Source organism: Plantibacter sp. VKM Ac-2880 (genome assembly GCF_015351235.1).
Taxonomy (GTDB): domain Bacteria; phylum Actinomycetota; class Actinomycetes; order Actinomycetales; family Microbacteriaceae; genus Plantibacter.
On sequence record NZ_JADKSJ010000002.1, the window covers coordinates 1,036,332 to 1,059,266 of the forward strand.

The window sequence follows — 22,935 nt, forward strand, 5'->3', positions numbered from 1 at the left end:
GAACGGATGGACCCCCGCCAGGCTCGCACCCGCAGTGCCCTCCGCGATGCGATCCACACGCTCGCGACGGAGCGCCGCATCGACCAGGTGACGGTCGCCGACGTCGCTCGAGCAGCCGGCATCACCCGCGACACCTTCTACCGGCACGCGCCGACGCCCGTCCACCTGCTCGCCGACGTGCTCGGCGAGGAACTGGACGACACGCTCCGAGCACATGCGGACCTCCCGGCGAAGAGCGGCTCCGAACTGAGCGTCTTCGACGAGTCGGAGCGCGACCTCCTGCGGCACGTCGCCGAGCACGCGACGATCTACCGCAACGCGATGCAGCCCCGGCTCGTCGGTCCCCTCCGCGACGCGCTCACCGCACGGATCGAGGCGGCGCTCAGTCACCACCTCGACCGTCACCCGCAGATCGCTCCGCCGCGCGAGGAGGGCATCGACCCCGAACGACATGCACGCATGCTCGTCGCCTACGCCGGGGCGGGCACGGTCGCGGCGATCGAGGAGTGGCTCCGCACCGGCGAGCTGGACGACATCGATGCCGCCGCGCGTACCGTCATCGCCGCCTCCCCCGCCTGGTGGCTCGGGCGTCGCTAGACCGGTTTGAGCCGATGCCTCCCGGCACTCCCGAGACATATGTCGGTGTAGGCATATCTGCTCTGTGGATAACCCTGGGACGGGTTCCGGCCGCGCCTAGCGTCGAGGGATGCCAGTCACTCCACGTCCTCGCACCCACTCCGCCTTCGCCCTCGTGGCGGGCCTGCTCGCCCTGACGGCGTGCTCAGGCCCGGATCCCGCGCCGCCGCCGAGCAGCGCCCCTCCGGTCTTCGCGAGCGAGGAGGAGGCCCTCGCCGCGGTAACGGAGACGTACCAGGAATACATGCGGATCTCGAACACGATCCTTCTGGAGGGTGGCGTGGAGGTCCAACGAATCGACCTGATCGTTGGGGAGGAGCTCGCCGACTTCGAGCATGGAAGTCTCGTCGAACTTGCCACCGCAGGAAAGACAGTCGTCGGAGCACCGACCCTCGTCTCGACGAACCTTTCAGAGTGGTACTCCGGCCCGGATGCCCTGGGCGTCATTGCGAAGGCGAAGTCCTGCATCGATCTCAGCAATGTCGATGTTCTCGACGCGGCGGGCAACTCGACGGTGCGTCCTGACCGCCCGCGGACTCGAACCTGGGCTTACGACATAGGCATGGGTGGCAGGGATCAATCGGAACTCGTCCTCATCAACCACGTTGCAGTCGCCGAAGGAGAGACATGCGAAATCTGAGGTGCGCTTTCGTAGCTGCAACAGCCCTCGTCGTTGCACTCACGCTCGCACCCGCGAACGTGGCGATCGCCTCCTCCTGCGGATCGGAGGGCCAACTGGAAGGTGCTTGTATCGGGAGCGGCTCGATCGACATCGGTGGCAGTGTCGAGCGGCCCGGGTCCGGTGGGGGCGGTGCCGGCGGCTCTAGTGGTGGCGACAGCGGCGGCGGTTCGGTCGAGCTTCCGCCCGGCGTCACCGACGGGCCCAACGGCGAGCGCACCGTGTGCAGTCTCGTGCGTCCCGACGACTGCTACACCTTCACCCCGGGCGAGCTGATCCCCGGCTTCGAGCCGACGCCGGTCGCACAACCGGTCACCATCCGGGAGCTCGTCAGCTTCGCACCCGCCGCCCCGACCGTCACCACCGAACCGGGCGGCTGGGGTGTGCGCGGGCTGCACACGAACGTGATCGCCGGTGCGTCCGGCCACACCCGATCGGGCACCTTGCTCGGTCAGACGGCGGAGGTGAACTTCATCCCCGTGGGCTTCACCTTCGACTACGGCGACGGAACCACCGTCACCAGTCGTACCGGAGGCGGGAGCTGGGCGTCCCTCGGGCTCCCCGAGTTCTCCAAGACCCCGACCAGTCACCGCTACACGACCGTCGGCGCCAAGACGATCACGGTGGAGGTCGAGTACGCCGCCGAGTACCGCGTCGGCGACAGCGGCTGGCTCCCCGTCATCGGAACCCTGACCATCCCGACGGACACCCCGCACCCCATCCAGATCGTCAGGAACTCGACCGTCGGCGTCGACAAGCCCTGCCGACCCGGTAAGCCGACCGTCGGCTGCTGAATCCGGCACCCGATCACCGCCGTGAGCGTGCCCCCGGCGGCGTGAGCGCACCTCTCCGGAGGCCCGTGCTCACGTCGCCGGGGCACGCCCCCGTGCCCGCAGCACCGCGCTCGCACCAGCGCGCCGCGCCGACACTCCACGCTGACGCAGACCTCCGGAGGAAGACCGTCAGGAGTGGGTGAAGACCGAGACCCGCGCGATGCGCGGCTGCGCACGAGATGCGGTGATCGTGACGCGCAACTCGGTCGTCTCGACTGCGTCGAACCGGAGGATCCGCTGGGCGCCCACGGTCGCCGCCGAAGCGAGCACCCGCGGCACCCCGTCGGAGCCCCGCACCGAGACCTCGACCCCCTCGACCACCTGGCCGTGCGCGATCGCCTCCCGCACGCTCACTCCGGACACGAGCTGCGGTCGATCCCAACGGAACCGCAGGGTCGGCAGCGTGTCGTCGTCGGCCGGATGCCACGACACCGCGTCCAGCTGCGACCCGGTCCCCGTGATCGAGGCGGCCGGCACCGGAGCACTCGACATCGTGAGCAACGCGGAGCCCGCGACGTCGAGCCGCTCCAGGTCGTCGATCAGTCGGCCGAGACCGGCGAGGCTCTCGAGGTCGGGCTCCGCGATCAGGCCGTCGCGGGTCGGTGGCAGGTTGAGCAGGAACGTCGCGTTCCCGCCGACGCTGCGCTCGTAGATGTCGAACAGCTCCTCGGCCGAACGGACCATGCCGTCCTCCACAGGGTGGTGGAACCAGCCCGGACGGATCGAAGTGTTGACCTCGGCCGGGTACCAGACGAGCGGCTCCGTGGTCGCGAGGATCGCGGCGCGACTCCCGAGATCCTCCTCGTCGGACTGCACCGCCCGCGAGAAGAGCCCGTCGTCGACCTGCTGCGAGCGGTCGGCGGTGCGTTCCGCATCACGCAACGACGCCGGCACCACACTCCACTCGTCCGCTCGGGTGGAGCCGGCCTCGTTCCCGCACCAGCGCACGTCCGGCCCGCACACGCTGATCGCGGCGTTCGGCTGGAGTTCGCGGACGACGGCGTAGTAGCGGTCCCAGTCGTACAGCTGCTTCTTGCCGTTCGGCCCCTCGCCGTTGGCGCCGTCGAACCAGACCGAGAACAACTCGCCGTAGCCGGTGAGAAGTTCGGTGAGCTGGGCGACGAAGAAGTCGTCATAGGCCTCGCCCGAGCCGTAGCTCGGCTCGGCGCGGTCCCAGGGCGACAGGTAGACGCCGAACGCCAACCCTGCCGCGCGACACGCGTCCGCGACCTCGGCCACGAGGTCGCCTCCACCGTCGCGCCACGGGCTCGACGCGACGGAGTGGTCGCTCACGGCGGTCGGCCACAGCGCGAATCCGTCGTGGTGCTTGCACGTGAGGATGAGCCCGCGCATGCCGGCGCTCTTCGCCGCGGCGACCCACTGCTCGGCATCGACGCTGGACGGATCGAACACGGCGGGCGATTCGGTGCCGTCACCCCACTCGCGGTCGGTCATCGTGTTCACGCCGAAGTGGATGAAGCCGTACACCTCGAGGCGCTGCCAGGCGAGCTGCCGCGGCGACGGGACGACGGCGACCGCCTCCGCCAGGCGTGCGGTGGCGGCGGCATCCATTGGGCGTGACGAGGTCGACATGTCGCTCAGAGGAGTCCTTCGCGACCGCCCGACACCCAGTTCGGATCGGCGGAACGCGGGCCACTCACCTGCTCGGCGTAGGTGTCGATCTCGGCACGGATCTCGTCGGTCAGTTCGACGTCGAAGGCGGCGAGGTTCGCCCGCAGATGGGCGACGCTGCGGGTACCGGGGATGGAGACGACGCGGGCGCCGAGCTGCTGCCCGCGGTCGTGCACCCACGCGAGCGCGAGCGCCTCGGCGGTCGTCCCCAAGCGGTGGGCGAGGGTCCGGAACCGGGCGGCAAGTTCGAGGTTCGCCGCGAGGTGCTCCGGCTGGAACCGCGGGAAGTTGGCGCGCGTCCCACCGAGCGGCACGGTCTCGGCGGTGAAGTCCTCCGTGAACAGCCCGCGCGACAGCGGCGAGAACGCGACGACCGTGACGCCCAACTCGGCGGCCGTCGGCACCACGTAGGTCTCGATATCGCGGCTCACGATGCTCCACTCCGACTGGATCGCAGCGATCGGGTGCACGGCGTGGGCACGGCGGAGTTCGTCACCGGTCGCCTCCGACAGGCCGATGCGGAGCACCTTGCCGGCGGTCACGAGTTCGGCGAGCGCCCCCACGGTCTCCTCGATGGGGATGTTCGGGTCGACCCGGTGCTGGTAGTAGAGGTCGAGGTGGTCGGTGCCGAGTCGGGCGAGCGAGCGGTCGATCTGCTCGTGGAGGTGGGCGCGATCGCCGCGGACACCCCGCTTGCCGATGCCGCCACCGGTCACGATGCCGACCTTCGACGCGAGGAACACCTCGTCGCGACGCCCGGCCAGGTATCGGCCGAGGAGTTCCTCGCTCCGGCCGTCGCCGTAGACGTTCGCGGTGTCGATGAGGTTCGCCCCGCCCGCCAGGGTCGCGTCGAGGACCGCGGTGACGTCGGCTTCGGCGATCGCGCCGTAGGTGCCTGCGATCGACATCGCGCCGTAGCCGATGGCGCCGACCTCGGCGGCGTCACCGCCCGTCCCGATGGTCGTGGTGGGCAGGGCGGTCGTCGACGGTGCGGTCGTCAGGGGTGCTTCGCTCATGGACTCACCGTATTGGCTCACCGTCGCCGCGAGGCCCCGATCGTCATGCGCGGCAATCTCAGACGCGGGCTGCGGCGCGGGCCACGAGCGCCTGCAGGAGCGCGGCCGGTTCCTCGGGGTCGTCGATCGTGATCGCGAACTGCTTGCCGGAGGCGGTCGTGACCACGAGGCCGGGACCGGAGCGCAACACGACGGCCGAGCGGCCGGGCATGATCCGGTATCCCCAGCCACCCCAGTCCATCGGGCGGATGTCGGTCGCCTCGACGACGTCGACCTGGTCGAGCGGGATGCGCTTCATCGGGATGCCGAAGAGCGAGACGACACGGAGGCCGCGCCAGTCGACGCTGACGCGCAGACGGATGAACGAGGCGCAGAGGAGGGTCGCGAGGGTGAGGATCGACAGACCGAGCGTCGCGACACCCGACTCGCCACCCAGCAGGATCGGCGTGTACGCGACGGCACCGATCGCGACGAGGGCGAGGGTGAGCCACAGGAACAAGAGGGCCGTGACGCTCCGACTCCAGGCGCCGACCTCGGTCTCCCCGAGGTCCATCGGCGCCGGTCGTGCAGTTGCACCGGCGAGTAGCGGCTGGGCCGGCAGGATCGCCGCGGGGATGACTCCCCAGAGCGAGCATGCGGCGAGCGGGACGATCCACCAGCCGAGGACGGCACCGTCGACCGATCCCGCCTGGATGGTGAGCCATGTCGGGATGACCCAGACGGCGGCGGCCGATCCCGCGGCGATGCCGAGGATCAGGACGATCATGCGCTTGGTCCGCCTGGCGGGCCGCGGTAGGGCGAGCAGGATGATGGCTGCGATCGCGGCGACGGACGCGATGATCAACGTCACGACGAAGACACCCGCGGCGGGCTGGGAGTCGTCCGGTGCCCCGGTGCCCGACCAATGCGAGGCGACGTCGACCGGGAGCGCATCGCCCCAGACGAGCCGGGTGATGGCGATCGCGATCGCAGGGACAGCCATGGCGAGGGCGGCCAGAGCGGTGCGTCCGCGAGCTGGTGCTGCCGGTGGCGGTGTGGTGGTGTCGTGCATGTGCTCCCCCTGAGCTACTGCGGTGATCGGCGATGCTGCTGCGCGGACGGTCGGTGTCGCGTGGTGGATGGACCGGTCAGGTGCGTTCGATCATCCGGTTGAGGTCCTGGGGCGAGATCCCGAGCTTGCGGGCCTCGGCGACCAGTTGGGTGACGAGCTCCTCGACCCGCACGAGGCCGGGGACGGCGTCCTCCCGCACCCAAGCGCCTCGCCCCTGTCGCATCCCGATGAGTCCGGCGTCGCGGAGCTCCCCATAGGCGCGGAGGACCGTGTGCATGTTGATCTGCAGCGCCCGGGCGAGGTCGCGGGCGGGCGGCAGGCGCTCCCCCGGAGAGAGGTCGCCCGAGGCGATCCCCGACCGCACCTGCACCGCGATCTGCTCGGCGAGGGAGGTCGTCGAGGTCGGATCGATGCGGAACAACATGTTTGCAATGCTACTAGAACAATGCACTCCTTGCCAGTGACACCTGTCGGCTTGGAGGACGTCAGAGGGCGACGACGTGCACCGCGATGTCGGCCGCGGCCAGCCGCTCGAGTTCGGCAGGATCGGCCGAGGCATCCGTCACGAGATCGTGGATCTGCCCGAGGTCCGCCATGCGCGCGAGCGTGACGCGCCCGACCTTCGAGCCGTCGGCGACGACGATCACCCGTTGCGCGTGCGTCACCATCGCGAGGTTCGTCCGCGCCTCACGTTCGTCGTGGGTCGTCGCCCCGCCGGACGCACTGATGCCGTCGGTCCCGAGGATCGCGGTCCCCACGTTGATCGCACTGAAGGTGTTCTCGGCGAGCGCCCCGACGGCCTCGAACGACGAGGAGCGCACCAGACCGCCCGTCATGATGACCTGCAGGTTCGGCCTCGACGCGATCTCCGTCGCCGTCGTGAGCGAGTTCGTCACGATCGTGAGCTCGGAACGGTTGCTGAGCTCCTTGGCGACGGCCGCCGTCGTCGTCCCGCCACTCAAGGCGATGGCGTAGGGGCCGGCGGGGATCATGTCGGCGACCCGACGGGCGATACGACGCTTCGCATCCCGGAACTGGGTGTCGCGGAACCGGACCGGCACCTCGTCGCGTGCGTCGATCGCCCGGGCGCCTCCGTGGGTGCGGAGCACGAGACCGAGGTCGTCGAGGTCGGCGAGGTCGCGTCGGATCGTCGGAGCGGAGACGGCCAGCCGGGTCGTCAGCTCGTCGATCGAGACCACCGCGTCGGCGGCGGCCAGCTGCGCGAGGATGTCGCGCATCCGCTGACTGCGCTTCCCCGACGGCGCACGCTGCGACAACTCCGCCGCGGTGGGTCCCTGCATGGCTACTCCTCCGTCGTCCCGTCGCCCGGCGCACCCCGACGCTCAGCGAAAGTGATCACTTCAGGCAAAATCCGATCAACTTCTTGCTCGGTTCGATCACTGTAGTCGATGATCGCTCCATGACACGAGTGACTTTCATCGGAGCAGGCAGCGTCGTCTTCACCCGCCAGCTCATCGCCGACCTGCTGCGGTACCGCGAGCTCGCAGGGCTCGAGATCGTGCTGCACGACATCAACGCGGAACGTCTCGCCGTGGCGGAGGGCACCGCCCGTCAGGTGGACGAGCGTCTCGCCGGTCGCGCCACGATCACCGCCGAATCGGACCGCCGCCGGGCACTCGCCGGTGCCGACTTCGTGATCAACATGGTCCAGGTCGGCGGGATCGCTGCCACCTACTCCGACCTCGAGATCCCCGCCGCGCGCGGTCTCCTGCAGACCATCGGCGACACCACCGGCGTCGGCGGCGTCTTCCGAGCCCTCCGCACCTTCCCCCTGCTCTCGGCGCTGACCGCGGACATGCGGGAGATCTGCCCCGACGCCCACCTGCTCAACTACACGAACCCGATGGCGATGAACATCTGGTGGGCGTCGGTCGTCGCCCCCGACATCAGCGCGATCGGCCTCTGCCACAGCGTCTTCTGGACGGTGAACGACCTCTGCGAACTCGTCGGGGTCCCGATCGAGGGCACGACGTACCGCGCCGCCGGCGTCAACCACCAGTCCTGGCTGCTCGAGTGGACGCACGACGGCCGCGACCTGTACCCGCTGCTGCGTGAGCGCATCCGCAACGACCCCGAGCTCAGCCGTCGCGTGCGCGTCGAGATGTTCCGACGCATCGGCTTCTACCCGACGGAGACGAGCGAGCACTCCTCCGAGTACCTGTCGTGGTTCCTCCGCTCCCCCGAGCAGATCGAACGCTACCGACTCCAGCCGCTCGAGTACCTGGGCATCAGCGAGGAGAACGTCGCAGAGTTCGAGGCGACGAAGGCGGCACTCGCGTCCGGCACCCCGCTGACGCTCGAGGAGGAGGCCAGCGAGTACGCCCCGCAGCTCATCCACTCCCTCGTCACGGACACCCCGCGCCTCATCCACGGCAACGTCGTCAATCGCGGCCTCATCGACAACCTGCCGCAGGGCGCGGTCGTCGAGGTGCCCGTGCAGGTCGACGCGAACGGGATCGCTCCGCAGGCGATGGGCGCGCTGCCCGTGCAGTGCGCCGCGCTCAACCGCCCCTACGTCTCGGTCGCCGAACTCACGATCGAGGCCGCCCGCACCGGCAACCCGACGCTCATCCGTCAGGCGGTGCTCATGGACCCGAACGCCTCCTCGACCCTCACGCCCGAGCAGATCTGGGAGCTGTGCAACGACCTCGTCGCCGCACACGGTGACCTCCTGCCGGAGCCGCTGCGGGAGATCATCCCCGCCGACCGCATCTGACCGCACCGCCGACCCGCACCGTTCCCGAACGATCGACACAGGAGACGACCACCGATGTTCCCACCCCGTTCCACGATCCACGTCCCAGCCTCGCGTCACGCCCGCCGAGCACGCCGCCTCATCACGGCGACCGCCATCGTCGCCGCAGGAGCCCTCGCGCTCTCCGGCTGCGCCGGCGGCTCCTCCGGTGCGACGACCCTCGACAAGGAGGCGAAGGTCAAGCTCACGTTCTGGACGGGACAGGCCGACGCCGCCCAGCAGATCCTCACCGGTCTCGTCGACGAGTTCGAGGAGCTGCACCCGAACGTGACCATCGACGTGTCCTCCGGTGCGCCGTCGACGGAGGACCTCCTGCAGAAGCTCTCCGCGAGCTTCGCCGGCGGCAACTACCCGGACGTGTCCTACGCGTTCGGTTCGTGGGCGAGCCGCCTCGAGGCCTCCGGTCGCACCCTCGACATCACCGACCAGGTGGCGGAGCCCGACGTCAAGTGGGACGAGTTCTCCGAGGCCGCACGCCAGACCGTGCAGCCGACGGGCGAGAAGACCATCGGGTTCCCGGCGGTCGTCGACAACATCTCGCTGCTGTACAACACGACGGTGTTCGACGCCGCCGGTGTCGCCTACCCGACGGCCGACTGGACCTGGGACGACTTCCGCGAAGCGTCGAAGCAGCTGACCGACCCGGCGACGAACACCTACGGCTACGCGTACTCCGTCTCGGGCAGCGAGGAGACGACCTGGCAGTTCTGGCCGCACCTCTGGCAGAACGGCGGCTCGATCATCTCCGATGACGACAAGACCGCCGAGTTCGCCTCCGACGCCGGCGTCGACGCCCTCACCTTCCTCCGCGACATGGCGGTCGAGGACAAGAGCGTCTACCTCGACCAGACCGACACGAAGTTCGGCGACCTGTTCGCCAGCGACCGAATCGGCATGATCACCTCCGGCCCGTGGCAGCTCTCCACCCTGCAGACGAAGGGCACGAAGTACGGCGTCACGGTCCTGCCGGGCACCGACGGCGACCACCAGACGGTCTCCGGTCCGGACGTGTGGGCCCTGTTCGACCACAAGGACAAGAACCGCGAGTACTGGGCGTACGAGTTCACGAAGTGGCTCACGGACTCCGAGCAGGACCTCAAGTGGAACGTCGCCTACGGCAACCTGCCGCTGCGGTCGAGCGAGATCGACACCCCCGAGTTCCAGGCGCAGGTGGACAAGCTGCCGGGCCTCGACGTGATGGCCGAGAACGGCGTGAACGCCAAGCAGGCCCGGCCCACCGTCCCGGGCTACGTCGGACTCTCCGAGGCGATCGGCAAGGCGATCTCCGCGGTCCTGCAGGGGCAGGGTGAGCCGAAGCAGGCGTTGGAGGATGCCGCCAAGGCCGCGGACGCCGCGCTGGCGGACGACTGATGTCGACCACCGCGGAACGCGACACGAAGCGCACGGCGAAGCCGGAGCGGGGTGGACACACGCCCGCCGCGCCCCGGCCCGGCCGGCGACGCCTCCGCGACAACCTCACCGGCTGGGGCTTCGTCGCCCCGGCCATGCTCATCGTGCTCGGTCTGTCGATCTTCCCCGCGATCTGGGCGTTCTTCCTGTCGCTCCAGAAGTGGGACGGCTTCAGTGAGCCGGAGCAGGTCGGCCTCGAGAACTACGCCAGCATGATCGGCAACGACGAGCTGCAGGCGGCCGTCGTGCACACCGTCGTCTACACGCTCCTGTTCGTCCCGGCCTCGCTCGGCCTCGGACTCTTCCTCGCCGTCGCGCTCAACCGCCGGATCCGCTTCATCGGCGTCTACCGGACGGCGATCTTCGTCCCCTTCGTCGCCTCGGCCGCGGCCACCGGCATCCTCACCACCTACCTGTTCAACCCGCAGTTCGGCCTCCTCAACACCGTGTTCCGGTTCCTCGGGCTGCCGGCGCAGGGCTGGCTCGAGGACCAGGGGCAGGCGATGGTCGTCATCACGATCATGTCGCTCTGGGGGCAGGCGGCGTTCACCACCGTCATCTACCTGGCGGCACTCCAGGACATCCCCTCCGAGCTCCTCGAAGCCGCCCGGATCGACGGGGCGAACGCCTGGCAGTCGTTCTGGCGCATCACCTTCCCGCAGCTCGGGCCGGTCACCGTGTTCGTCGCGATCTGGCAGTTCATCCAGGCGATCCAGCTGTTCGACCTCGTGTACACCACCACCAGGGGCGGCCCACTCGGCGCCACCCAGACGATCGTGTTCTACCTGTGGGACGCGGCGTTCAAGCAGTTGCAGTTCGGGTACGGCTCCGCCGTGGCCTACGGCCTGTTCGCGGTGACCCTCGTCGCCACGATCGGTGTCGTCCTGTACTCCCGCCGGTCCAATGTGGAGGCATTCTGATGACCGTCCTGACCACCCCACCGCGTGGCGATGCCACCACCGGCAAGCCCTCGGTCACCGCACCGCCCGCCGAACGTCGCACCCGTCGGCGCTTCAGCCTCTGGCACCTCGTGCTCGCGCCGATCGCGATCATCTTCGCGATCCCGTTCGTGCAGATGTTCATCACCTCGGTGACGCCGGAGTCGGAGATCAACACCTTCCCGCCGCGGATCCTCCCGTCGCACATCACCTTCGACGGCTTCGCGAAGCTGTTCACGGAGTCGGGCATCCTGCTGTGGCTCGGCAACACGGTCATCGTGTCGGCCGTCGCCGTCGCCTCCCACCTCGTGCTCTGCTCGCTCGCAGGCTATGGCTTCGCCCGGTTGAAGTTCCGCGGGAAGACGATGGGCTTCCTGATGATCGTCGCCACGATCATGATCCCCACGCAGCTGCTGATGATCCCGACCTACATCCTGTTCTCGCGGCTCGGACTCATCGACAGCCTCGGTGCGGCGATCGTGCCGTGGCTCGCGTCCGCGTTCGGCATCTTCCTCATGCGGCAGTTCTTCCTCTCGCTGCCGGCGGAGCTCGAGGAGGCCGCCCTCATCGACGGCTGCACCCGCTTGCAGGTGTTCTTCCGGGTGATCCTGCCGCTCGCGAAACCGGCTCTGGCGACCCTCGCGATCTTCACCCTGCTGGGTTCGTGGAACGACCTCGTGTGGCCGCTCATCGCGATCAACAACGACCAGGTCTTCACCCTGCAGCTCGGCATCACGAACTTCCAAGGCGCGCGGCGCACCGACTGGGCGCTGCTCATGGCCGGGAACGTCGTCGCCACGCTGCCGCTCATCCTGTTCTTCATGGTCGCTCAGAAGCAGTTCGTCGCGACCATGACCTTCTCGGGCCTCAAGGGGTAGTCGCCCATCCCGGCGTGGCAGGATCACGTCCATCGCCGCGCCTGCAGCTCGGGCACGGCCATCGCAGCCCCACCGCAACCTCCCCACCACTTCGACCCATCCCAGGAGCCACCCGTGTCCATCACCACCATCGTCGGTTCGGAAGCCACCGTCCGCGAGATCACCCAGCAGCCCGACGTGTGGCTGGAGGCGTCGACGGGGATCGCCGCCCGTCACGACGAGATCGACGCGTTCCTCGCGCCGCTCCTCGCGCGGCCCGAGCTGCGCATCGTCCTGACCGGCGCGGGGACCTCGGCCTTCATCGGCGAGATCGCGGCGCCGGCCCTCACCCGGACGCTTCGTCGACGGATCGACGCGGTCGCGACCACCGACATCGTCTCCAACCCGCGGGAGGCGTTCGCGGAGGACGTCCCCCTGCTCCTCGTGTCCTTCGCGCGTTCGGGCAACAGCCCGGAGAGCGTTGCTGCGACCGAGCTCGCGGACCAGTCGCTCGCCGAGGTCCACCACCTGGTGATCACCTGCGACGAGAACGGCGAGCTGTACCGACGCCACAACGACCGCGCGTCGTCGCTCACCGTCCTCATGCCCCGGCGCTCCAACGACGAGGGCTTCGCGATGACGTCGAGCTTCAGCTCCATGCTGCTCTCGGTGCTGCTCATCCTCGGCGGCGCCGACGTGGCCGCCGTGCAGGCGATCGCGGCCGGCGCGACGACGATCCTCGACCAGCGCGAGGTGGACATCCGGGCACTCGCCAACGAGGGGTGCGATCGTGTCGTCTACATCGGTAGCGGCCCGCTCACCGGGCTGGCCCGTGAGTCGGCGCTCAAGCTGCTCGAGCTGACCGCCGGACGCATCGTCACCTACTACGACTCGGCGCTCGGCTTCCGTCACGGCCCGAAGGCGGTCGTCGACGACAGCACGCTGGTCGTCGTCTACCTGTCCTCCGATCCGTACACCCGGCGCTACGACCTCGACATCGTCGCCGAGCTGCGCGCGACGCTGACGCCGGAGCGCGTCATCGCGATCTCCTCCGAGCCGGTCGAGGGCGCCACGACCTCCGACTGGGTGCTGCCCGAACTCGCCGGTCTCGACGACGCGCAGCTCGCCGCCGGCTACGTGCTCGTGGCGCAGCTGCTCGGGCTGTCGTACTCGCTCCAGCTCGGCGCGACGCCCGACAACCCGTTCCCGAGCGGCACGGTGAACCGCGTCGTGCAGGGCGTCCGGATCCACCCGGTGGCCACCGACGCAGCGGGTGCCACCTCCGAGGAGCGGTAGGGGTGTCGCTCTTCCTCGGCGTGGACGGCGGTGGCTCGAAGACCGCGTTCGTCCTGCTCGACGACGACGGGCGCATCGTCGCCGAAGCGCAGACGGCCAGTTGCTACTACTTCGACGAGGGCATCGAGCTCGTCGGCAGGATCCTCTCCCAGGGCATCGCGGCGGTCACGTCATCAGCGGATGTCGAGGTGTCCGACATCGATCAGGCCTTCTTCGGCTTGCCCGGGTACGGCGAGGTCAGTTCCGACGTCGATCGGCTGAACGCGATCCCCGGCGAGGTGCTCGGCCACGGCCGGTACTCGTGCGACAACGACATGGTGTGCGGCTGGGCGGGCTCACTGGGCGCCGTCGACGGCATCAACGTGATCAGTGGCACGGGCTCGATGACGTACGGCGAGCGCCGGGGCCGCGGGCATCGCGTCGGCGGGTGGAGCGAGCTGTTCGGCGACGAGGGGTCGGCGTACTGGATCGCGGTGCGCGGGCTGAACGCCTTCACGCGGATGAGCGATGGCCGGCTGCCTCGAGGGCCGCTCGTCGAGCTGGTGCGGGCGCGGGTCGGGATCACGAGTGATCTCGACGTGATCGACGTCGTCATGAACCGGTGGAAGGGACAGCGCGGCCGCATCGCGGACCTCGCGAAGACGGTCGTCGCTGCGGCGGAGCAGGGTGACGATGTCGCCGCGGGCATCCTGGCCGATGCGAGCGAGGAGCTGGCGGAGATCGTCGAGGCGACCCGAGTGGAGCTCGGCTTCGGCGAGGACGAGGTCGTCCCGGTGTCGTACTCGGGCGGAGTGTTCTCCGCCGAGCCCGTGCGGACGGGTTTCGAACGGGCGGTCGCGGCGCTGCCCGCCCGCTACGACCTCCGGACCCCGCTGTTCGGTCCGGCGGTCGGCGCAGCCCTGTATGCGGCGAAGCGAGCCAGCGCACCGCTCTCCCCCGCCGCCCTCGAGGCCCTGCGCTCCCGGTAGTCCTCTCCCTGTCCGGCTGGTGCTTGGGCCAGCGCGGTGCGCTGACGTGAGCGCGGGTCTGACGCGTGAGCGCGGGTCTCCGGAGGGTCGCGCTCATGCGCACGGGGCGCGGTCACGCCGAGTGCGCAGCGCTCGTGCCCGGCGCGTAGCGGCCATGTCGGAGGGGCGCACTCGCGTCCCAGCACCGCGTTGGCAGCTCCCCGGTCGGAGGCACTTGACCCTCACGCGACGTGAGGCTTTAGCGTCGACACCATGACGATCACGATCCTCGACACCGCCCGCGGCATGCGTTCGGTCCTCGACGCACCGGAAGCCGAACGACCCGCGCGACTCCGCGACATGCTCGAGCCCGTCGCCGACATGTACCGGTACTTCCCCGGCGAGGTCGACCTGCTCGCCATGCACACGATGGGATCCGGGTTCCCGATCGATCGGAGCCGCGAACGTGTCGTCGACGGCCTCGACCGCCTCGTCGCCGCACACGCCTGGGCGCGGATCGAGCGGGCCCTCGATGAGGCGCTCGCGGTGCAGCTCGACGCGGTCCCCGACCTGGTGGTGCCCGACATCACCGTCCTGCTCGTCCTCGGCGACCCCGACGACGAGTACTTCATGGACGCCATCCGCGGGTTCATCGGCAACGGCAGTGCGACGGGGTTCATCTCGCTCATCCTCTGGCCGACGGAGGAGAACCTCAACCGGCTGGAGGCGGCGGCCGTCCACGAGCTCCACCACAACCTGCGATACGCACCGGGTGGGGTCGTCTGGAATCCGGCGACCGTCGTGGTCGGCGAGCAGGTGGTCTCGGAGGGACTGGCGGACGCGTTCGCCCGGCAGCTGCACGACGTGTCCGGCTACACGCCGATCGGTGTCGCGCACCTCGAGGACGACGCCGTGTTCGGTCGGGTGGTCGAGGGGCTCGACGTCGGAGGGATGCAGCACTTCGTCTCGTGGGTGCACGGCGACGAGGCCGCCCTGCGGTTCGGAGGAGAGCCGGTCGGGCTGCCGATGGGCGCCGGATACGCGGTCGGGAACCGCCTGGTGGACGCCTACCTGTCGGCGACCGGGACGACCGCGGCCGAGGCGCTGCACGTTCCGAGCGCGACGATCATCGAGGTCGCGCTGCGCGAACTGGGCCGAGCCGGCTGAACTGGCAGAGCTGGCCGCGCCGTCCGCGCCGGCCGCGCTGGCCTGCGGTCACTCCCAGACGGCGGTCTCCGGATCCACGCCGTGGGTGCGTGCGTTCGCGTCGATGAGGGTCGAGAGCCAAGCGGCGAGGCCGGGCTCGACCCGGTCGTAGGTGTCGGCCATGCCGGGCTCCGTCAGCGCGAGGCGACCGGTGATCACGTGCATGGCCGGCGTGCAGTGGAAGTACTCGCTGAGGGCCGCCCGATGCCGTTCGGCCAGGGCGTTCGCCCCCTCGGATCCGACGACGATCCCGGCCCGCTTGGCCTCGGCGAGTTCGTCGACGAGGTCCCGGAGCGGGCCGACGACCGCGCTCCAGTCCTCCGGCGTGCGCTCAGCTGACCGCTCGGCGTACTCGGCCCACTGCGCGGAGTCGCCCCAGCGGGCGCGCGCGGACTCCGCCATCGTCGGGTTCCAGTCGTCACCGAAGACGTCGCGGTGCTGGTCCTCCGGGACGAGCACACCGACCTCGTCCGCTTCGAGCAGGCGGTCGACGGAACGGGCGACGTCTTCGAGCCGGGCGATCGTGTCGGCGAGTTCGCGGCGCCGCTGCGTGAGTTCGGCGCGACGTTCCGCGGCCGGCGCGGTGAGGAGCGTGGGGATCCGGGCCAGCGGGACGCCGAGGTCGCGCAGCAGGAGGACGCGTCGGAGTCGAGCGACGTCGACGGGCAGGTAGGAGCGGTAGCCGCTGCTCGTCCTGCCGGAGGGCCGCGCGACGCCGAGCTCGTCCCAGTGGTGGAGGGTCCGGACACTGACCCCGATCTCGGCCGCCACCCTGCCGACCGTCATGCCGCCTTCGGTCGCTCCCCGTTCATCCATCGCCCCAGCATCGCACTCCTGCCCCGGGCGCGCTGGTGCGCTCCCGGGGCCGTCAGGTGTTGCGGAGGATCAGGCCGCTCGGCGACGCGTCCGCATCGCGACGAGGACGCCACCGAGCAGGAGCAGGAGCACGCCCGTGCCGATCGTTCCGATGGGCAGCTCCGTGCCGGTCCTGGCGAGCGACCCGCCAGCAGCCGCACCGTCGACGATCGTCCCGTCGGCTGCCACGACGCGCACCTCGGTCCACCCGATGAGCGAGCCGTCGGCTGCGTAGACCGCGACGCGGTGGTCACCCAGCGTCGCGTCGGCCGGGATCGTCGCCAGCAGGTCACCGGCGGAGTTCGTCGTGCCTGCGGCGATGCGCGCAGGCGTCGAGTACAGCCACACCTCGACGGCCGTGGCCGCGAACCGGTCCTCGAGCCCGACCGTGACGGTCTCGCCACGCCGCACGGTGTCGGCCAGCGTGATCGCACCGCGGTTGGCCTCGGTGAGGCTCGTCCCTGGCAGCGGTGTGACTCCACCGGTCGGCGGCGTCACGGGCGTGATCGTGCCGGGCAGCGACCCGAGACGCAGAGCCTCGGAAGCGAAGCCGTCGGCGAACCAGTACACGGGACGCTTCCCGTCGACCGACAGCGAGGCCGGCGCGGTCGCGAAGCCCTCGTTGTTGAGGTCAGGCAGGCCTGCGGGGCGGGCAACCTGGGCGATGCCGGGCTGCTCGGTCCCGTTCAAGGTGATCTGCGCACCGGTACCGGCGCAACCGTCGTCGCACACGGCCCACAGCACGCCGAGGGTCGTGTCGTAGTCGAGCGCCATGACCGCCGGGAGGCCCGGGTCGATCGTCGAGACCAACGTGGCGGAGCCGTCGGCGTTCAGCGCGAACGCGTACACGTCGCCGGTGTCCTCGACGCCGACGAAGAACAGCCCGTCACCGTGACCCGCATAGTCGGCCGGGTCGTACGTCGCCTTCGTGTTGTCGTCGAAGAGCTTGCCGACGAGGTCACCGTCGGCCACCCACTCGACCGCTTCGACACCGAGGTTCGCGCCGACCGTCGGCAGCAGGGCCGTGAGGTCCCACTCCTCGGACGCGACGACGTCCGGTCCGGGCGCGTTCGGGTCGACCTTGAGCACGGCGTTCAGCGTCGTGCCCTTCACGCTGTTGTCGCGCTCCACGCCGACATAGACGGAACCGGTGCCGTCGACCGTGATGCCCTCGGTGTCGGGGCCGGCCGCAGCGGGGTTCGACGCGTCCTTCTGGAAGCGTGCGCGCTTGCCGTTCTCCCAACCGTCGACGAACGAGACGGAACCGTCAGCGGCGATGGCGAGCTTCCAGAACGTGCCGGTGCCGTTGTCGACAGCCCAGAGGAACGCGCCGTCGGCGGTGACCTGGGTGTCGAGGCCCGAGCTGTCCTCGAGGAACGTCGGCGTCGTGTCGAGCACGGTGACGTCGGGCGAGCCGGGCCACGGGCCGACGGGGATCTCGCCGGCGCACACGTTGGCGGCGCCCTGGTCGACTCGCTGGTCGCGGCGAAGGCACCGGTGGCATCGGGGCAGCGACCCCAGGTGGTGGCCGGGTGTCCCTCGCCCCAGGTGGTGGAGTCGAGCAGTGCGTCGCCCTCGAAGAGGCGGACCGTGTCACCGCCGCCGAGACCGAAGCCGAGGGCCGCACGCTCGATGACGAGGTAGCCGCCGGCCGCGATCGTGGTGCCCGCGGGGATCGCGTAGGCGTGGGTGTCGTCGTCGTCCTTCACGACGATGCCGGAGACGTCGAGCGTGGTGGCGGTCGGGTTGACGAGTTCGATCCAGTCGTCGGGCGATCCGCCGTCGGACTCGACCTCGTTGATGCGCACCGGGTTGCCGCACGCGTTGCGGAGCCCCTTGGTGGAGATGGCGGCGTCGGCGAACTCACCGGTGCCGTCAGGGCAGCGGGCGAGGACACCCTCGGCGTGAGCGGCGTAGGCGTGCTGCGCGACGGTCGTGCCGGCCGCGTTGCGCACCGTGACGGTGTCGCCGTTGCCGAGCCCGAAGACGAAGTCCACGTTCTGGTCGAAGACGAAGTAGGCGCCCGGCTCGAGGATCGTGCCGGCGGGCAGCGGGGTCGTCTGGTCGGCGTGGCCCACCGGGTCGTCGTCCATGAGGGTCCAGCCGGAGAGGTCGACCGCGGTCGGCTCGAGGTTGACGACCTCGACCCAGTCGGTGGCGTCGCCGTTCGACTCGATCTCGTTGATGGCGAGGTTCGGGAGCACGCAGTCGTTCACCGCACCCTTGGTGATGTTGGCGAGCACGAACGGGCCTTCGCCGTCGGGGCAGCGGGCGAGGGTCGCTGCGAGCGAATCGCCGCCGATCACCGGGTGGCCGCTCCAGGTGCCGGAGCGGTCGATGAGTGTGCCGGCGTCGTCGAAGAGGCGGATCTCGTCGGCGCTGCCGATGCCGATCGGGTCGCGGAAGGCCGCTTCCACGCCGCCGACGAGGCCGATGGTCGACTCCTCGACGACGAGGAACTCGCCCGCGGCGATCGACGTGCCGGGCAGGAACTGCCAGCGGTGGTCGTCGGAATTGTCGCGGATCTCATAGCCGGAGATGTCCAGCGCCTCGGTGCCCGGGTTGAAGAACTCGACCCAGTCGGCCGGCTGTGAGTCGACCTCGTTGATGCGGATCTCGCCAGGCGTCTCGGGGACCTCGGGTGCCGTGAAGACGTTCGCGGCGCCCTTCGTCGACTCGGTGGTCTCGGCCCAGCCGGTGCGGTCGGCGGTGACGCCGTAGGTGTTCACGGCGTGGCCGGTCCACGAGTACTCGTCGGCGAGCGCCGCGGTGGGGTCGAACAGGCGGACCGAGTCCTCCTTGCCGAGGCCGAACCCGAGCTGCTCCTCCTCGACGACGAGGAACGCGCCGGGCTCGACGACGGTGCCGGCCGGGAACGCGTAGTTGCTGTCGTCCTTGTTGTCCTTCACGACCCAGCCGTCGAGCGTGATCGCGGTGGCGGCGGTGTTGGTGAACTCGATCCAGTCGCCGGGGACGCCCCCGGAGGACTCGACCTCGTTGATCTGGAGCCCCGGCGCTGGGGCGGCGGTGGCGACGGCGGGCGTCGCGATGAGGGCGGTTGCACCGATGGCGCACGCGGCGGTCATCGTCAACACGCGGTTGAGGCGGGGCATGGGTCTCCAGGGCACGAAGGGACGGGGATCTGCACCCATCCCATCGGCGTGGGGTTGCCGGATGGAGGAGCGACGGTGACCGGAAGGTGAACGGCGGGTGGCTTCCCAGGCGACACGTGCCAGGATCCGGCAGTTCGGGCGCGGCCCCGGGCTTACGCTCAGCCCATGACCGACCTCGACCACGCTCCGACCGGCGAACTCACCGGCTGGGTGCGGACCCCGTTCACCGGCGGTGGCGTCACGCACGACCGCTTCGAGCAAGGCTCGGGGCCGGGTGTCGTCCTCATCCCCGAGCTTCCGGGGCTGACGCCCGAGGTCCTCGGGCTGGCGGAGCACCTCGTCCAGGAGGGGTTCACCGTCTCGATCCCGTCGCCGTTCGGGACACCGGGGCGCGAGGGCACCCTCGGGTACACGCTCGCCAGCGTGTCGAAGGTGTGCGTGTCCGCCGAGTTCAAGGCGTTCGCGACCGGCGCGCACCGGCCCGTCGCCGACCACGTTCGCGCCCTGTCCGCCGACCTCGCCGCCCGCACACCAGGACCCGGTGTCGGCGTCATCGGCATGTGCTTCTCGGGCGGCTTCGCGCTCGCGGCTGCGGTCGACGAGCACGTGCTCGCCTCGGTGATGAGCCAACCGTCGACGCCGTTCCCCGTCAGTCGTGCGCGTCGGATCGATCCCGGCATGTCCGCAGCCGAGTTCGATGCGGTCGCTGCCCGCGCAGCGCAGGGATCGGTCTGCGCGCTCGGGCTGCGGTTCAGCGAGGACAAAGCGGTGCCGCGGGAGCGATTCGCGACCATCGCGGCGAAGCTCGGCGACGCGTTCGAGGTCATCGAGCTCGACTCCTCACCGGGCAACCCGGGCGGCTTCGCGAAGACCGCACACTCGGTGCTCACCGGTGAGGTCCGCGAGCGCGACGGTCATCCCGCGTTCGAGGCCCGCAAGCGCGTGGTCGCCTTCCTCCGCGAGCGCCTGGCGACACCGGCTTCGACGGGCTGACCTTCCCCGACGGCCGTCGCGCTGCGATCATCGATGCCATGACCGCGACCCAGCACGACCGCGCGACGCCGAACCTGCCGTCACGCAGCTTCGACGTCACCGAGGCCTTCTACTCGGCCTTCGGCTTCGAGCGGACCTTCCGCGATGAGGGGTGGCTGATCCTCGTCCGGGGCGGGTTGCAGCTCGAATTCTTCCCCACGCCGGGCCTCGACCCGGCGTCCAGCAGCTTCATGTGCTGCCTGCGCGTCGCCGAGGTCGACGAGCTGGCCGATGCGATCCGACGCTCGGGCGTCCCCGAACGGACGACCGGAGCACCGCGACTCCACCCGGTGCGCATGCAGGACTGGGGCTTCCGAGCCGGCTTCCTGATCGACCCCGACGGAACGCAACTCACCCTCATCGAGCAGCGCGACTGAGCTGCGAGCGAGCGGCCTCCACTGACCGCTCGCCCACGTGCTTCCCTAGAAGAAGGTGATCCCGTGCGGGGCGCGCGGCGTCTGCAGCATCGACCGCAGGAGCAGCGGCGCCTGCTCGCCGGCAGCGTGCAGCACCCCGCCGGCCGCGAGGGTCACCGGGGAGACCGCACCGAGCAGCAGGGCGCCGAGGTCGGCGACATCGAGGGCGATGTCCGCACCCGCGGTGTCGATCTCGTCGCTCAGCTTCGTCGCCGTGCCGCGACCACCTGTCACCTCGAGGCGGAACGTGCCCGCGGCGTAGCCGAGCGCGTCGGTCACCGCGATGGTGAGCGAGCCGTCGGCCGCATACGGACGAGAGGCGAGGACGGCCGGCAGGTCGAGGACTCGCAGCCAAACGTGGTCCTCTTCGTGCTCGATGTCGTAGGCCCGGTTGTCGCCGAGAGCGGCGACGATCGGGTCGTCGAGGCGGGCGCGGTTGTACTTCACGATGTCGTTGAGGTCGATCGAGAGCAGGAACTCCCACAGCGACAAGTAAGCCGCGTCCGTCGCGTAGACGAGGTCGATGATCTCGATGCCGGTCTGTCCACCGGGCTGCTCGACCATGCGCCACGTGACGTACCCGTCGACGTCTTGGCCGTCGGCCGGGCGGTGCACCGCGGCGCGGGTGTCCTTCGCGGGCTCACCATCGCGACCCAGCGTGCCGAGGACCAGCGGCCACGAACCGGTGTTGCGGACCATCGAACCGATCGAGCGCTCGTCGAAGCGGTCGAACACCTGACGCGCGACACCGTCCGCGAGGTACTCGGGGGTGACGACGGACACGATGCCGGTGGTCGATGCGAGGAACGGCAAGGCTTTCGCGCGCTTCACGACGACGTTGCGCTCGCGGATCGCGGAGCCGAACCCGAAGCGACGGTAGATGGTCCCCTCGCTGGCGGTGAGGGCCGCGATCGCATACCCGTCGGCGACGCCGCGCTCAAGTGCATGGGTCATCATGCGGCGGAGGATCCCGCGGCGGCGCTCCGTCGGGCGGACCGTGACATCGGACACCGCCTGCGTGTTGATCGACGTTCCGTCGCCCCAGCTGAGCGCCTTCGGGAACCAGGAGAACGTGCCGGCGGGCCAGGTCTCGTCGACCGAGCCGGGCTGCGGGTTGCGGACGTAGGCACCGAGGAGGACCGCTTCGTCGGCGATCAACTCGTTCACCTTGCGCTTGCGCGCCTCGGGCTTCGGGGTGGGCTCGTGGAAGCCGAACCCGATGGCGTCGAGCGCCGCCAGGCTCTCCGGGGTCGGTTCACCGTCGGTCCCGTTCGCGAACGGGAACTCACGGAGCTCGTAACGGGCGTCGAAATCTTTACTGTTGGCCACGACTCCAGCCTAACGACCCGCTCTGACAGCTCGACAGGTGTCGCCTGACCGCCGCATCACGGCAGGGTGATCGACACCTCGACCGCGTACTCGTCGGCGCTCTGGCCGAGCACCCGCTGCCGGAGCTCCGTGGTCGGCATCGTGATCCCGCGTTCCGCGATCGCGTCGAACAGGGCGACGACCGCCGGGTGCGTCGAGCCCTCCGGGAGCTCGACGCCGGGCTCGGCCCGCCAGACCGCAGCGAGCTCGGTGCGTTCCGGCAGCAGGTCGACGGCGGTCTCCGCGCCGCCCCAGCTCGCTTCGAGCAGTTCGGTGGTGGGCCAGCAGCAGACGATCTCGACCGCGCCCTGCTCCCCGGGTCGCAGGGTCGTCCAGAAGGTTCCTGACGGGCCGGCGCCGGCCTCTTGCACGGCGGCGTAGAGCTGCGAGAACTGCTCGTTCGCATCGTCGTCCGTCACGGCGTCCTCATCGCCGCGCGGCACGGTGAGCACCCGGCCGACATAGGGCTGGGGTGGGAGGGTCCGCTCGACGATCTCGACCGGGGCGGCGAGCGACGCGACGACCGATCGGGCCTGCGCGAACGCCAGGTCCTCCTGCTCCCGCTGCTCCACGACGAGGCGGTGGTGGACGTCGATGGCGGTCGACGGATCGGCACCCGCGACCGAGACGCCGACGGCGGCGAGCGGCACGCCGGCGTCGCGGAGCGCCTTGACGATCACGCCGGAGCGCACCTGTTCCTCGCCATACCGGCGGTAGCCGGAGTCGGGATCGACCTCGGCCGGAACCAGCACACCCTTCTCGTCGTAGTGCCGGAGCGCTTTCACGCTCAAGCCGGTCATGCCTGCGAACTCTCCGATGTGCAACATGCTTCAAGCATCCCGTCTCCCCCTACGGGAGAGTCAAATACGGGACT

21 protein-coding genes and 1 pseudogene are annotated in these 22,935 nt (G+C 70.0%); 12 read left to right on the top strand and 10 right to left on the bottom strand.

All coding sequences use genetic code 11. From position 1 onward, the window contains the following. Window positions 1-6 precede the first annotated feature (6 nt). From ITJ57_RS16950 to ITJ57_RS16960, 3 genes are all read left to right on the top strand, one after another. Window positions 7-597, top strand: coding sequence for a TetR/AcrR family transcriptional regulator (locus ITJ57_RS16950; RefSeq protein WP_194671172.1), 591 nt, complete (start codon window positions 7-9; stop codon window positions 595-597). A 109-nt stretch (window positions 598-706) separates the two neighbouring features. Beyond that, on the top strand, window positions 707-1,276 hold the full coding sequence (locus ITJ57_RS16955; RefSeq protein WP_194671173.1) for a hypothetical protein: 570 nt from the start codon (window positions 707-709) through the stop codon (window positions 1,274-1,276). Next, window positions 1,264-2,109 carry a hypothetical protein gene (locus tag ITJ57_RS16960; protein WP_194671174.1) on the top strand — a complete coding sequence of 282 codons (846 nt, stop codon included), beginning with the start codon at window positions 1,264-1,266 and terminating at the stop codon, window positions 2,107-2,109. Before ITJ57_RS16955 ends, ITJ57_RS16960 begins: the two co-directional genes overlap by 13 nt. Window positions 2,110-2,277: 168 nt before the next feature. On the opposite strand, the gene ITJ57_RS16965 is transcribed toward ITJ57_RS16960, so the two are convergent. The 5 genes from ITJ57_RS16965 to ITJ57_RS16985 form a co-directional block, all read right to left on the bottom strand. Beyond that, window positions 2,278-3,741 (bottom strand): alpha-L-fucosidase, encoded by a 1,464-nt coding sequence (locus tag ITJ57_RS16965; protein WP_228507317.1) that lies wholly within the window; start codon window positions 3,739-3,741, stop codon window positions 2,278-2,280. 5 nt (window positions 3,742-3,746) lie between these two features. Beyond that, window positions 3,747-4,796, bottom strand: coding sequence for an aldo/keto reductase (locus ITJ57_RS16970; RefSeq protein ID WP_194671175.1), 1,050 nt, complete (start codon window positions 4,794-4,796; stop codon window positions 3,747-3,749). 58 nt (window positions 4,797-4,854) lie between these two features. Further along, the gene (locus ITJ57_RS16975; RefSeq protein ID WP_194671176.1) at window positions 4,855-5,847 is read right to left on the bottom strand and encodes a hypothetical protein; all 993 of its coding nucleotides are present in this window, start codon (window positions 5,845-5,847) and stop codon (window positions 4,855-4,857) included. A gap of 76 nt (window positions 5,848-5,923) precedes the next feature. Beyond that, window positions 5,924-6,271: a GntR family transcriptional regulator gene (locus ITJ57_RS16980; RefSeq protein WP_194671177.1), complete on the bottom strand. Its 348-nt coding sequence runs from the start codon at window positions 6,269-6,271 to the stop codon at window positions 5,924-5,926. Window positions 6,272-6,332: 61 nt separating this feature from the next. Then, window positions 6,333-7,148, bottom strand: a complete 816-nt coding sequence (locus ITJ57_RS16985; RefSeq protein WP_194671178.1) for a DeoR/GlpR family DNA-binding transcription regulator — start codon at window positions 7,146-7,148, stop codon at window positions 6,333-6,335. A 119-nt stretch (window positions 7,149-7,267) separates the two neighbouring features. Between ITJ57_RS16985 and ITJ57_RS16990 the strand changes: the two genes are divergently transcribed. The 7 genes from ITJ57_RS16990 (at window position 7,268) to ITJ57_RS17020 (ending at window position 15,238) form a co-directional block, all read left to right on the top strand. Further along, the gene (locus ITJ57_RS16990; RefSeq protein WP_194671179.1) at window positions 7,268-8,584 is read left to right on the top strand and encodes an alpha-glucosidase/alpha-galactosidase; all 1,317 of its coding nucleotides are present in this window, start codon (window positions 7,268-7,270) and stop codon (window positions 8,582-8,584) included. A gap of 54 nt (window positions 8,585-8,638) precedes the next feature. Then, complete coding sequence (locus ITJ57_RS16995) at window positions 8,639-9,994, top strand: ABC transporter substrate-binding protein (protein WP_194671180.1); 1,356 nt, start codon at window positions 8,639-8,641, stop codon at window positions 9,992-9,994. Continuing rightward, on the top strand, window positions 9,994-10,953 hold the full coding sequence (locus ITJ57_RS17000; RefSeq protein WP_194671181.1) for a carbohydrate ABC transporter permease: 960 nt from the start codon (window positions 9,994-9,996) through the stop codon (window positions 10,951-10,953). Before ITJ57_RS16995 ends, ITJ57_RS17000 begins: the two co-directional genes overlap by 1 nt. Continuing rightward, window positions 10,953-11,849: a carbohydrate ABC transporter permease gene (locus tag ITJ57_RS17005; protein ID WP_194671182.1), complete on the top strand. Its 897-nt coding sequence runs from the start codon at window positions 10,953-10,955 to the stop codon at window positions 11,847-11,849. Before ITJ57_RS17000 ends, ITJ57_RS17005 begins: the two co-directional genes overlap by 1 nt. 114 nt (window positions 11,850-11,963) lie before the next feature. Continuing rightward, the gene (locus ITJ57_RS19885) at window positions 11,964-13,124 is read left to right on the top strand and encodes an SIS domain-containing protein (protein WP_194671183.1); all 1,161 of its coding nucleotides are present in this window, start codon (window positions 11,964-11,966) and stop codon (window positions 13,122-13,124) included. Between the two features lie 2 nt (window positions 13,125-13,126). Further along, window positions 13,127-14,092 (top strand): BadF/BadG/BcrA/BcrD ATPase family protein, encoded by a 966-nt coding sequence (locus tag ITJ57_RS17015; RefSeq protein WP_194671184.1) that lies wholly within the window; start codon window positions 13,127-13,129, stop codon window positions 14,090-14,092. A gap of 252 nt (window positions 14,093-14,344) precedes the next feature. Beyond that, window positions 14,345-15,238, top strand: coding sequence for a DUF2268 domain-containing protein (locus ITJ57_RS17020; RefSeq protein WP_194671185.1), 894 nt, complete (start codon window positions 14,345-14,347; stop codon window positions 15,236-15,238). A 48-nt stretch (window positions 15,239-15,286) separates the two neighbouring features. Here the strand turns inward: ITJ57_RS17020 and ITJ57_RS17025 are convergent, their stop codons facing one another. The 3 genes and pseudogenes from ITJ57_RS17025 to ITJ57_RS19520 form a co-directional block, all read right to left on the bottom strand. Next, window positions 15,287-16,093: a TipAS antibiotic-recognition domain-containing protein gene (locus ITJ57_RS17025; RefSeq protein WP_194671186.1), complete on the bottom strand. Its 807-nt coding sequence runs from the start codon at window positions 16,091-16,093 to the stop codon at window positions 15,287-15,289. Between the two features lie 69 nt (window positions 16,094-16,162). After that, window positions 16,163-17,584, bottom strand: a complete 1,422-nt coding sequence (locus ITJ57_RS19515) for an esterase-like activity of phytase family protein (RefSeq protein WP_370582472.1) — start codon at window positions 17,582-17,584, stop codon at window positions 16,163-16,165. Window positions 17,585-17,733: 149 nt separating this feature from the next. Beyond that, a pseudogene (locus tag ITJ57_RS19520) lies at window positions 17,734-19,284 on the bottom strand (lamin tail domain-containing protein); the annotation flags it as partial. Window positions 19,285-19,410: 126 nt separating this feature from the next. Here ITJ57_RS19520 and ITJ57_RS17035 point away from each other — a divergent pair. Both ITJ57_RS17035 and ITJ57_RS17040 read left to right on the top strand, forming a co-directional pair. Further along, a complete protein-coding gene (locus ITJ57_RS17035; RefSeq protein ID WP_194671187.1) occupies window positions 19,411-20,238 on the top strand; it encodes a dienelactone hydrolase family protein in 828 nt (275 codons plus the stop codon). Between the two features lie 38 nt (window positions 20,239-20,276). Beyond that, window positions 20,277-20,654: a bleomycin resistance protein gene (locus tag ITJ57_RS17040; RefSeq protein ID WP_194671188.1), complete on the top strand. Its 378-nt coding sequence runs from the start codon at window positions 20,277-20,279 to the stop codon at window positions 20,652-20,654. A 45-nt stretch (window positions 20,655-20,699) separates the two neighbouring features. On the opposite strand, the gene ITJ57_RS17045 is transcribed toward ITJ57_RS17040, so the two are convergent. Together ITJ57_RS17045 and ITJ57_RS17050 are read right to left on the bottom strand one after the other, a co-directional pair. Beyond that, window positions 20,700-22,022, bottom strand: coding sequence for a GNAT family N-acetyltransferase (locus ITJ57_RS17045; RefSeq protein WP_194671189.1), 1,323 nt, complete (start codon window positions 22,020-22,022; stop codon window positions 20,700-20,702). A gap of 56 nt (window positions 22,023-22,078) precedes the next feature. Then, window positions 22,079-22,888, bottom strand: a complete 810-nt coding sequence (locus tag ITJ57_RS17050) for a MerR family DNA-binding transcriptional regulator (RefSeq protein ID WP_194671190.1) — start codon at window positions 22,886-22,888, stop codon at window positions 22,079-22,081. Window positions 22,889-22,935 lie beyond the last annotated feature (47 nt).